Source organism: Vibrio sp. D401a, from assembly GCF_030248515.1.
Lineage (GTDB): Bacteria > Pseudomonadota > Gammaproteobacteria > Enterobacterales > Vibrionaceae > Vibrio > Vibrio rotiferianus.
This window is the reverse complement of sequence record NZ_JAHGAI010000067.1, coordinates 24,218-36,193: the sequence shown is the minus strand read 5'-3', so window position 1 is coordinate 36,193 and position 11,976 is coordinate 24,218. Positions and strand designations below refer to the sequence as shown.

Sequence of the window (11,976 nt, the reverse complement as noted above, 5' to 3'; positions counted from 1 at the left end):
CTCCGCCACTTATTTAGAAAGCCTTGCTAGAAATAGCAAGGCTTTCGTCGTTTCTAGAGCCTTCAATTTCCTATTTGCTTTAGCCTTATTTACCATTAGGCTCTCTTCTTCTTAAACCGCTCTCTTTTACTTGCTTGCTATATGTGTGTGGGTGCTTACTATCTTGTTAGTGACCATTAAATATAGATCCTTATTTATAATCTCTGAATCTAAGCATTATGACTGCACATCTTTAAAAGATAACTGAGAATCATTATTAATATTTAGTTACACTCACATCAATTGGAATAATGAGTGACTAAATACATGGATATATCTCGTCGACGCTTTCTTCAATCTTCCCTAGCGATCTCTGCGCTTACCGTTCTGCCTGCATGTTCTCTATCTAAGAGCACTAACAAACAAGGTCAGCATATATACGACATCACTGCAGAGCCTTCTATTGCTGAATTAGTACCAGGATTTAATACGGATGTACTCGCGTTTAATGGTTCGATTCCAGCTCCTACGATTCGTTGTCGCCAAGGCGAGAAAGTTATTATTCGGTTTACTAACAAGCTTTCAGAGCCGACTACAATCCACTGGCATGGCTTGCGAATCCCTATTGAAATGGATGGTGTCCCTTTCTTGAGCCAGCCACCTATTATGCCGGGTGAAACATTCGTTTATGAATTTACACCGCCAGATGCGGGCACATTTTGGTATCACCCACACATGAATAGTGTTAAGCAGCTTGGGATGGGCTTAGTCGGGCTAATTATCGTTGAAGAGACAGACCCTGTTCAGTTTGATGAAGAGCATGAAGTCGTCCTCAAGCATTGGCATTTAGACAAACAAGGCCAGTGGAAGAATCTAATGGTGCCGCGCTTGAGTGCACGCATGGGAACGCCAGGAGAGTGGAGTAGCGTTAACGGTGTTCATGAGCCTGTTTATAAGCTGAAGCAGAATGCTACCACGCGATTAAGAATTGCTAATGTCGATAACACCATTACTTATCCGATCGCTCTCGAGGGAGCAGAAGCTTGGGTTATTGCTATTGATGGTAATCCTGTTAAAACGCCTTATAAGCTCACTCAACACAAAATTGGTCCGGGAATGAGGTTAGATGTCGGATTGATTGCTCCGAAGGCAGGAGAACGTGTTTATGTGCGTCAAATGAAAGGGCGCTTCCCATTCCCTTTGTGTGAGTTCGAAGTTGTTGAGTCTGACCTGCCGACCAATCAGAAACTGCCTTTATTGCCTCTTAACCCAGTGCCAGATCTTGATTTGAAAAATGCGGAACAAATTGATTATGTGTTTGAATGGGAAGGGGCGATCACTCCCACCGATAAATCGGGCAAAGCGATACCTAAGTTTTGGCTGATGAACAAACGAGCTTGGGAGGGAATGAGTAAAGATAATATTCCTGCGCCGCTTTCAACATTGGAGCTTGGAAAAACCTATATCTTCAACCTTAAGAACGTCACCCAATATCATCATCCTATTCATCTGCATGGACACACATTTACCGTTCTTGAATTAGACGGTAAAAAACTCGATGTACCGTTTCATACCGATACGGTCTTACTTGGAAAAAACGGCAGTGCGAAAGCGGCATTTGTTGCAGATAACCCAGGGCGTTGGATGTACCATTGTCATGTGATTGAACATATGAAGACAGGTTTGATGGGGTACATCGAAGTAAAGTGACTCCTGTAACTTTTTAAATCTTGATAAGTTTTAAGCGCTATTACTTTGCTGGATTCTAAGATTGTATAATCACTATTGTCGTAAATTTGATTACAATGTCGCCATTAACTTTTCTGGGGGAATTATGGGGCAACTATCCATTTTGGGTTTTATTGCATTAGGCGGCGCATTTGGTGCATGTTCTCGTTACTTAATTTCTGAACTGTGTGTGATGCTACTTGGTCGTGGTTTTCCATACGGTACATTAACGGTTAACGTTGTTGGCTCATTTATTATGGGTCTACTGATTGCTGCTTTTGAAACTGAGTTAATGGTCACTGACCCATGGCGTCAAATCATCGGCCTTGGCTTTTTGGGCGCATTAACCACATTCTCTACTTTCTCGATGGATAACGTGTTGCTTATGCAGCAGGGCGCTTTCTTTAAGATGGGCTTGAACGTATTGCTGAATGTCGTGTTAAGCATTTCAGCTGCGTGGATTGGTTTCCAATTATTGATGCGTAGCTAGCAAAAACACTCAAATCTTAATCAGGTCGGCTTGGTTTAACCAAGCCGTTTTTATATACTGATTTCACTTGTCGGAGTGCCATAAGGCTGAGACCGTTAATTCGGGATCCGTTGAACCTGATCAGATTAGAATCTGCGAAGGGAACAAGAGAAGATATCTACACCAGAGTTCTATCTGGTAGACCTATCAAATAGTCGAATGTTGTTATAGACGAAGAGCATCCGCTCAACTTGTCCTTAATTCGATTCCTCTTGTCGCATCTATCCGCCAAGCATTTTTATCCCAATACTTTTTATCTAAGCATAACAAAGCAAGGAAAAATGCTATGTCGAGTCGCAAGCAAGCGAGACTGGAAGCAAAACAGTTCATTGATACACTCTCGGTACAACCGTACCCAAATTCAAGCAAAGTCTACGTAGAGGGTTCACGTCCCGATATCCGTGTGCCAATGCGTGAAATATCACTCGCTGATAGCCTTATTGGAGGTACAAAAGAAGCGCCTATTTTCGAGCCTAATGAGCCAGTACGTGTTTACGATACCTCGGGTGTATACACAGATCCAGAACACACCATAGACCTCTACAACGGCTTACCTAAGCTGAGAGAAGGGTGGATTGAAGAGCGTGCCGATACTGAACTACTTAATGAAGTAAGCTCGGTATACACCAAAGAGCGCCTAGAAGATGAAACTCTAGACGAGCTTCGTTACGGAAATCTGCCACGTATTCGACGTGCCAAAGATGGGCAGTGCGTGACTCAATTGCACTATGCTCGCAAGGGTATAATCACCCCGGAAATGGAATACATCGCCCTGCGTGAAAATATGGGGCGTGCTCAATACCGCGATGAAGTGCTGAATCAACAGCATCCGGGTCAAAGCTTCGGAGCGAACCTACCTAAAGATATTACCGCCGAGTTTGTGCGTAAAGAAGTTGCCGAAGGTCGCGCAATTATCCCTTCTAATATCAACCACCCCGAATCTGAACCGATGATCATTGGACGTAACTTTTTGGTCAAAGTGAACGCCAACATCGGTAACTCATCGGTCACTTCTTCGATTGAGGAAGAAGTAGAAAAGTTAGTATGGGCAACGCGCTGGGGTGGAGATACCGTTATGGATCTCTCTACGGGTCGTAACATTCACGAAACTCGCGAGTGGATTCTACGTAACAGTCCGGTTCCTATCGGTACCGTACCTATGTACCAAGCGCTTGAGAAAGTGAATGGTGTTGCTGAAAACCTTAACTGGGAAGTGATGCGCGATACTCTGATCGAGCAAGCAGAGCAGGGCGTTGACTACTTCACTATCCATGCCGGTTTATTACTTCGTTATGTGCCAATGACGGCTAAACGCGTTACTGGCATCGTCTCTCGTGGCGGTTCTATCATCGCGAAATGGTGTTTAGCGCATCACCAAGAAAGCTTCTTATACACCCATTTCCGAGAGATCTGTGAAATCTGTGCTAAGTACGATGTGGCACTGTCTCTCGGTGATGGCCTGCGCCCTGGCTCGGTAGCCGATGCTAACGACGAAGCGCAATTTGCAGAGCTTCGCACTCTTGGTGAGTTGACCAAGATAGCGTGGGAATACGACGTACAGGTGATTATTGAAGGTCCGGGTCATGTTCCAATGCACATGATCAAAGAGAACATGGAAGAGCAGCTAGAGCATTGTCATGAAGCTCCGTTCTACACGCTTGGTCCACTGACGACAGACGTTGCTCCTGGCTACGACCATATTACTTCAGGTATTGGCGCAGCCATGATTGGTTGGTATGGCTGTGCGATGCTTTGCTACGTAACGCCTAAAGAGCATCTTGGCTTACCAAACAAAGAAGACGTGAAGGTTGGCATGATCACTTACAAGCTTGCTGCGCACGCCGCTGATTTAGCAAAAGGGCACCCTGGTGCACAAGTTCGTGATAACGCGCTTTCTAAAGCTCGCTTCGAGTTCCGCTGGGAAGACCAATTCAACTTGTCACTTGACCCAGATACTGCTCGTGCTTTCCATGATGAAACCTTGCCTCAAGAGTCCGGCAAAGTTGCTCACTTCTGTTCGATGTGTGGACCAAAGTTCTGCTCGATGAAGATCTCGCAAGAGGTACGAGAGTATGCGAAAGACACTGAGCAAGTTGCTGCGGACCAAGCTATCTCAATCAAAATGCTGGATGACCCTCTTGAGGGGATGCGTCAGAAATCGCAAGAATTTAGAGATACAGGTTCTGAGTTATACCACCCAGCAGCACATGCCGAGGTAAGTGACTAATGAGCAAAATCCTTATTCCGTCATCATTGATAGAACTAACAGGTTTAGTTCAGCAATGTTTGTTGTTGGCGAAAGAACAGGGTTTTAGCATCGAAGACATTGAGTTGGGTGTGAGCGCAACTCAATCTATTCAGCTTGTTCGCGACCAACAGACCACACGCATAACGACAGATCTTATTGATGGTTATGACTCTGAGCATGAGAGTTCATTGGTGCTCTATTACCGCTCTGCTTTATCAGTAGAAGCGTGTGCTAAGCAACCGTCGAAAGCGATTTATATTGGCATTGCTGATACGCAGGTATCCGATGAAAAGGAGAAAGTGCTTCAGCTTGATATCTGGCGTCACCCAATTAACAACGAAGTGAGAGCGCTTTCCATTAAGTCCAAACCCAACGCAATGTTCGATCCCGAACATCACCTTGCTTGGATAGTAACGCTGACAGTACTCGATTTTCCTATCGAAGATGCGTTAACACTTGCTCGAGGAATGCTAACTCAACAAGCGAATGTTTCACGTGAAACACTGTTGAATGACAACCTTGACGAGGAACGATCCGTTCAGTGGGCTGACCAATTTGATGATTTCCCCACACCTGTACTGGAGGATAACCGACTAGGTATTCAAGTTGGTTGGTCTGCACAAGGTGAGAGCGTTAGCTTTCCAACTCTAACTAAGCAAAGTCTGGGGCTCTATCCAGTTGTTGATGATGTTGATTGGATTGAGCGTCTACTGCCACTCGGCATCAACACTATTCAACTGCGAATCAAGAACCCACAACAAGCCGATTTAGAACAACAGATCATTCGAGCAATTGAGCTAGGTCGTCAGTATCAAGCACAAGTGTTCATCAATGACTATTGGCAGTTGGCAATCAAGCATGGCGCTTATGGCGTTCACCTAGGACAAGAAGACATAGAAGAATCGAATTTGGCTCAGCTAACCAAAGCCGGCATTCGTCTTGGTCTTTCTACTCATGGTTATTACGAACTACTGCGCATCGTACAAATTCATCCTAGCTACATCGCGCTAGGGCATATTTTCCCAACCACCACAAAACAGATGCCATCGAAACCACAAGGTTTGGTTCGCTTGGCTCTGTATCAAAAGCTGATTGATAGCATTCCTTACGGAAACAAAGAACTGGCTATCCGTCCTGCAAAAGACAAACAAGTAAGTGGTTATGTACGAGGCTTTCCGACTGTCGCAATTGGTGGCATTGATCAATCTAATGCTGACCAAGTTTGGCAAACAGGTGTTTCTAGTTTGGCAGTTGTGCGTGCTATTACCTTGGCAGAATCACCTCAATTCGTTATCGAGTTCTTCGCCCAACTGATGAAGGGAAGACAGCTAACGTTTACTGTTCAGAATAGTGAATTAGCGAATACCAAGAGAGGCGAGCATGCTCACGGATAAGCAGTTCCTTCGCTATCAACGCCAAGTCGCTCTGCCTGAAATTACTGAAAGTGGGCAAGAGCGCTTGAGCAAATCGCATGTGCTGATCATCGGTTGTGGTGGGTTAGGGAGCGCAGCGAGTTTGTACTTGGCATCAGCGGGTGTTGGTAAATTGGTTGTGGTTGATGACGATGAAGTTGTTAGCAGTAACCTACAACGTCAGATCATTTATCGTGAGCAAGACATCCAAGTTGCGAAAACAAAAGCGACTGTAAAGCAACTGACTGACCTTAATTCTATGATTCAAGTTCGTGCTCTCAATAAGCGATTAGACAAAGGACAGCTGCAGCTTGAGGTGATGCTAACGGATGTGGTGCTCGACTGCAGCGATAACATGCCAACGCGCCAGCTAATTAACCAAGTTTGTTTCGAGCAAAATACGCCGCTCATCTCGGCGGCGGCAATTGGTTGGCAAGGGCAATTCGCTGTTTTTGATTACCAAACACCAAGTGAACAAGAAGCGCAGAGTAAAGGCTGTTACCGCTGTTTGTATCCGTTCGACGAATTACCGCAAACGCAAAAGTGCAGTGAGAGCGGTGTCGTCGGTCCGGTGGTGGGGACACTTGGTAACTACCAAGCGATAGCGGCAATTCAAAAACTGGCGACGGGAAAGTTTCATGTCGAGACTGCCAAGCTACACCTGTTTGATGGATTGAAACTGCAATGGCAAACCATGGCAATAAGCAAAGACAAACAGTGCCAAGTGTGTGCTCAGATTTAGCTTACGAGTAATGGGCAGAATTAAGAGAGTTGGAAGCAATGACGTTATCAGAACAACAAACAACACAAATGACCGCTGCTGACTTAGATGTGATCACTATTGTCATCAATGACCAGTCGCATCAAGTTGCCAGTAAGTCGAATCTACAGCAAATCATTAGTCAATTTGCGCTGCCTGAAATGGGTTGCGTTTTTGCAATTAATAACAATGTTGTGCCGCGCAGTGAGTGGGCTAGCACAGTTCTTTCACAGGGAGATAGCATCTCTCTGTTTCAAGCGATCGCAGGGGGTTAACGTCGATGCTTAAAATTGGTGATAAACAATTCGAATCAAGACTGTTCACGGGAACAGGGAAGTTTGCCAACAGCCGATTAATGGCAGAAGCGATTCAAGTATCGGGTTCTCAACTTGCGACCATGGCGTTGAAGCGTGTGGATGTGAACGACCAACAAGACGATATTTTGCTGCCGTTAGTACAAGCGGGGGTGAACTTATTGCCGAACACCTCGGGTGCAAAGAATGCTAAAGATGCTGTGTTTGCTGCACAACTGGCGCGAGAAGCGTTGGGCACTAACTGGTTAAAACTGGAAATTCATCCAGACCCGAAGTACTTGATGCCTGATCCAATTGAGACACTTGCTGCCGCTGAGCAACTGGTTCGTGAGGGCTTCATTGTCCTTCCTTACTGTCATGCTGACCCGGTTCTGTGTAAACGATTGGAAGAAGTGGGTTGTGCAGCGGTCATGCCATTAGGTGCGCCGATCGGTTCTAACAAAGGGATAGTTTCTCACGACTTCCTAGAGATCATCATCGACCAAGCTAATGTTCCTGTGGTTGTGGATGCGGGTATCGGTGCTCCTTCACATGCTGCGCGTGCGATGGAAATGGGCGCGGATGCCGTGCTCGTCAATACCGCGATTGCAGCTTCGAGCGATCCCGTTGCGATGGCGAAGGCATTTAAATTGGCGGTAGAGTCCGGGCGTATGGCTTATGAAGCCGGACTTGCAGGTAAGGTTTCTCATGCGGTTGCGTCGAGTCCACTGACGTCATTCCTAGATGAGCTTTAGTCCTAGATTGGTTTAGCTAATAAGCGAGGAAAACATGAGCTTCGTTGAACAATTTAAGCAGCTTAATTGGGATGACATCTCGATGTCGATCTACGCGAAAACGGCACAAGATGTCGAGCGAGCATTGAATAAACCCAAGCGTGATTTGGAAGACTTTAAAGCGCTAATTTCACCAGCGGCTGAAGCGTACTTAGAGCAAATGGCGCAGCTGTCATACTCGGCAACTCGCAAGCGTTTTGGTAATACCATGTCGCTTTATATTCCATTGTACCTTTCTAACTTGTGCGCCAATGCTTGTACTTATTGTGGCTTCTCAATGGAGAATAGAATCAAGCGTCGTACCTTGAATCGGGACGAAGTGGCAGCAGAAGTTGAAGCCATCAAGCGCATGAAGTTTGATAGCGTATTGCTGGTGACTGGCGAACACGAAACCAAAGTGGGCATGAAATACTTCCGCGAAATGGTGCCGATGATTAAGAAGCGCTTTAATTATTTGGCGATGGAAGTGCAGCCACTGGATCAAGACGAATACGCCGAACTCAAGACATTGGGTTTAGATGCGGTGATGGTCTATCAAGAAACGTATCATCCTTCGACTTACGCCGAGCACCATTTGCGTGGCAATAAGATGGATTTTGAATACCGATTGGATACACCCGATCGTCTTGCAAAGGCGGGCATTGATAAGATCGGTATTGGTGTTTTAATAGGGTTGGAAGAGTGGCGTACCGACTGTTTTTATGTGGCAGCGCACTTGGACTATCTTGAGCGCACGTATTGGCAGACTCGTTACTCGATTTCTTTCCCGCGTTTGCGTCCTTGTGAGGGTGCGCTCCAACCCAAATCAGTCATGACGGATAAGCAACTTGTTCAGCTGATTTGCGCTTATCGTTTGTTGAATCCAGAAGTGGAGTTGTCATTATCGACTCGTGAGTCACCGAAGTTCAGAGATAACGCATTGCCTTTAGGCATTACCAGTATGTCTGCTGCATCGAAAACTCAGCCGGGTGGGTATGCGATGGATGATGTTGAACTCGAGCAGTTTGAGATCAGTGATGAGCGAAGCGCGGGTTCTGTGGAAGATATGATTCGAGCCAAAGGCTTTGACCCAGTATGGCGAGATTGGCACTCGGCGTATTCTGGTTAAGTAGCAAAGAAAGCTACTGGTCATCGTTATGTTTCACGTGAAACATAGGCAAAAAAAGAGGGTTGATGCAAAACATCAACCCTCTACTTTTTTCTAGCTTCTAGCTTCTAGCTTCTAGCTTCTAGCTTCTAGCTGTGTGCTACAGGTAGCGTTGCTTGACGAAGCCACTCTTTCACATCACCTTCAACTAGCGGGCTGATCTCATCCCATACTTTCTGATGGTAATCATTCAGCCAAGCAAGTTCTGGACGAGTTAGCATATCAACGTTGATATTGCGCTTGTCGATTGGACAGCGCGTTAGCGACTCAAATGACAGAACAGGGAAGTCACCGTTAGTTGGGGTTTCAACAACAAGCTCTAGGTTCTCGATACGGATACCAAACGCATCTGCACGGTAGTAACCTGGCTCGTTGGATAGCACCATACCTTCTGTTAGAGGCACGTCGATTTGCTTCTTAGAAATGCTCGCCGGACCTTCATGAACACTTAGGAAGTGACCAACACCGTGACCAGTACCGTGGTCGTAATCGTAGCCTTCCGCCCATAGGTGCTGACGAGCTAGCGTATCGATTTGGTAACCACGTGTGCCTTTCGGGAAACGTGCACGTGCAACACCGATGTGACCTTTTAGCGCGAGAGTGAATTGTTTAATCATCTCTTGTGAAGGCTGACCGATCGCGATGGTACGCGTGATGTCTGTCGTGCCATCTAGGTACTGACCGCCTGAATCCACTAGGTAAAGTGTGTTCAGTTCTAGCTTGCCAGGTTCAGGTTGGTTTTCGTGGTTGTAGTGACACATCGCCGCGTTGCCACCTGCTGCCGAAATAGTATCGAAGCTAAGGTCCATAAGCGTCGGGTCTTCGCTACGGAACGCTTCCAGTTTGTCAGCCAGCGTCGCTTCATCATGCAGGTTACCCGCAACGACTTCAGCATCTAACCAAGATAGGAACTTACTCATCGCCACGCCATCACGGATATGACATGCTTTCATGCCTGCGATTTCAACTGCGTTCTTCGCTGCTTTTGGCATTAGGCATGGGTCAGCTTTACTCACCACTGATGCGCCAGCATTTTGTAGAACCAGCTTAAACCATGCGTTACTTGTCGCAGGGTCAACCAGTACATTCTTGCCAGTTAGAGTTTCTAGTCGCGCTTGCAATGCTTCTGGGTGATGAACCGTCACGCCAGCACCAACGTGAGCGTCAAACTCAGCAGGTAGGCGAGCTGGATCTAGGAAGTATTCCACGCTTGAATCTGAGTGTAGAATCGCGTGAGAAAGCAGAACCGGAAGACGTGATACATCTAGACCACGAACGTTGAGCAGCCAACAGATAGAATCAAGTGCTGTGATCACTGCGCTGTCTGCACCGGCTTTTTTCACGAGCTCTGCGATTTCTTGACGTTTGCTTTCACTTGATTGACCAACTGCTTCTGTTGCCATTAGGCGAACATCAGAAACCACAGGAGCAGGGCGGTCGTGCCACAGCTCATCAATTGGGTTGCTGTCGAGAACCTTAAGCTCAAGTGCACCTGCAAGTTTTGCCTGTGCCATGTCGAGCCAAGCAGAGTTGTGCATGCGAGGGTCGATTGCAACAGACGCGCCATTTGCAAGATGGTCTTTAATCCAATCTAGCGCAGGCTCTTCAATCAGGTGGCGGTATTCGAATAGATCAGCAGGAACCTGCTTAGTGACTTGTACCGTGTAGCGACCATCAACAAAGATAGCGGCTTTGTCTTTGGTGATTACCGCAGCACCAGCAGAACCGGTAAAACCAGTTAGCCAATGTAAACGCTCGTTGTGCGCCGGTACGTATTCGCCCAAGTACTCGTCTTCATGTGGGACAAGTAGGGCATCAATATTATGTTGTGCTAGCCATTCGCGAATTGCATTCACGCGGCTTAGGGTATTGTTGTGCATCTGTGTTATTCCTTCAAATTACCGCTCCTTCATGCTCAGGTGTGGGAGCTGTTTCCATCTGCTTCATGCAGTTTTTGAGTCTATTGAGGTTCGCAATCACTTCAATAGAGCCGGAGTACAACAGGCCATAGATGAGCCAAAAAGGACTATCGACTGTTAAGCTACTCATATTACATTAATAGAGCAAATTGCGTTCAGGATTTTTATCTAAGATGATCGGTTTTTTTCGTGATCATGGTACGCAACCAAGTCAAAGCTGGGTCATTCTCTCTGTCTCGGTGCCAGAACAAAGTGTAAGCCATTGGAGGGAATTCGAGTGGAAGAGGCAGCAATGCCATGTCATGTTGTTTGGCTGCCAGCTTCACAAAGTGGCTTGGCGCGGTAAACACAAAATCGGTGTAAGAGCATAAACTGGCGGCGCTGTTAAAGTCCGGGACGGTTACCGCAATATCACGTTCACGACCAATGTCGGCTAAACGATAGTCGAGTAACCAACGGTCGTTGCCATCACAACGTACCTGAACATGACGCAGGGCTAGGTAAGCTTCTAAGTTCCAATTACCACTCAAAGCCGGGTGGTCTTTACGTACGATACACATCTGGTGGTCGCGATAGATTTCCTGTTCGCAAATGTCATCTGGCGGCAACATGGTTAGCTTGGCGTCGTTGATGTCGATATCTCGGCCTGTCATGCCCAAATCGATCTCACCACGCTGAATCATCTTGAACGTTTGTTCCGACCAAGAGTGGGTACTAATGGTCACGCCTGGCGCTTGTTGGAATATCGCCGGTAAGAAGTGGGGAAGAATCAACGGGTAGACACTCTCTACCGCTGCGATTTGAAAGCGGTACTCACTGCTTTGTGGTGAGAACTCTTCGGGTTGAGTCAGCACCTCAAGTTGGTTTATCAACAGATCCAGTTTCGGTTTAAGGAACAATGCGCGTGGTGTTGGCGTCAATCCGTGTGAGTTTCGAGTGAATAGGGGATCATCAAATTGGGTACGTAATTTCGCTAAGGATTTGCTCACGGCAGACTGACTCAAGCACAGTCGGTGGGCGGCTCGGGTAACATTCAACTCTTCAATCAGCACTTTAAAACAGACCAGCAAATTGAGGTCGATACGTGCCAGTTTCTCTACGTTCACAGTGATTTTCCCCATTGGAATAATGGTCATGAGTATACATCATTTCCATTCATATCATCAG

10 protein-coding genes and 1 riboswitch are annotated in these 11,976 nt (G+C 46.5%); of the genes, 8 read left to right on the top strand and 2 right to left on the bottom strand.

What is annotated here, in order from left to right; genetic code table 11:
* Window positions 1–306: 306 nt before the first annotated feature.
* From KIV41_RS23165 to thiH, 8 genes are all read left to right on the top strand, one after another.
* A complete protein-coding gene (locus KIV41_RS23165; RefSeq protein ID WP_252042146.1) occupies window positions 307–1,689 on the top strand; it encodes a multicopper oxidase family protein in 1,383 nt (460 codons plus the stop codon).
* 124 nt (window positions 1,690–1,813) lie between these two features.
* On the top strand, window positions 1,814–2,197 hold the full coding sequence (gene crcB, locus KIV41_RS23160) for a fluoride efflux transporter CrcB (RefSeq protein ID WP_005535872.1): 384 nt from the start codon (window positions 1,814–1,816) through the stop codon (window positions 2,195–2,197).
* A 61-nt stretch (window positions 2,198–2,258) separates the two neighbouring features.
* A riboswitch (TPP riboswitch) is annotated at window positions 2,259–2,357 on the top strand.
* 165 nt (window positions 2,358–2,522) lie between these two features.
* Window positions 2,523–4,463 (top strand): phosphomethylpyrimidine synthase ThiC, encoded by a 1,941-nt coding sequence (gene thiC / locus KIV41_RS23155; protein WP_285337758.1) that lies wholly within the window; start codon window positions 2,523–2,525, stop codon window positions 4,461–4,463.
* On the top strand, window positions 4,463–5,878 hold the full coding sequence (locus KIV41_RS23150; RefSeq protein ID WP_285337757.1) for a thiamine phosphate synthase: 1,416 nt from the start codon (window positions 4,463–4,465) through the stop codon (window positions 5,876–5,878). The genes thiC and KIV41_RS23150 overlap by 1 nt, the downstream gene beginning before the upstream one ends.
* On the top strand, window positions 5,865–6,638 hold the full coding sequence (locus KIV41_RS23145) for a HesA/MoeB/ThiF family protein (RefSeq protein ID WP_285337756.1): 774 nt from the start codon (window positions 5,865–5,867) through the stop codon (window positions 6,636–6,638). Before KIV41_RS23150 ends, KIV41_RS23145 begins: the two co-directional genes overlap by 14 nt.
* 38 nt (window positions 6,639–6,676) lie before the next feature.
* Entirely contained in the window at window positions 6,677–6,931 is a 255-nt protein-coding gene (gene thiS, locus KIV41_RS23140) for a sulfur carrier protein ThiS (RefSeq protein WP_104411082.1), read from the top strand.
* Window positions 6,932–6,936: 5 nt separating this feature from the next.
* Window positions 6,937–7,704, top strand: coding sequence for a thiazole synthase (locus KIV41_RS23135; RefSeq protein ID WP_005397059.1), 768 nt, complete (start codon window positions 6,937–6,939; stop codon window positions 7,702–7,704).
* Window positions 7,705–7,738: 34 nt separating this feature from the next.
* Complete coding sequence (gene thiH, locus KIV41_RS23130) at window positions 7,739–8,851, top strand: 2-iminoacetate synthase ThiH (protein ID WP_285337755.1); 1,113 nt, start codon at window positions 7,739–7,741, stop codon at window positions 8,849–8,851.
* A gap of 128 nt (window positions 8,852–8,979) precedes the next feature.
* Here the strand turns inward: thiH and KIV41_RS23125 are convergent, their stop codons facing one another.
* The gene (locus KIV41_RS23125) at window positions 8,980–10,770 is read right to left on the bottom strand and encodes an aminopeptidase P family protein (protein ID WP_285337754.1); all 1,791 of its coding nucleotides are present in this window, start codon (window positions 10,768–10,770) and stop codon (window positions 8,980–8,982) included.
* A gap of 203 nt (window positions 10,771–10,973) precedes the next feature.
* Entirely contained in the window at window positions 10,974–11,915 is a 942-nt protein-coding gene (locus KIV41_RS23120) for a LysR substrate-binding domain-containing protein (protein WP_010444599.1), read from the bottom strand.
* Window positions 11,916–11,976: the final 61 nt, after the last annotated feature.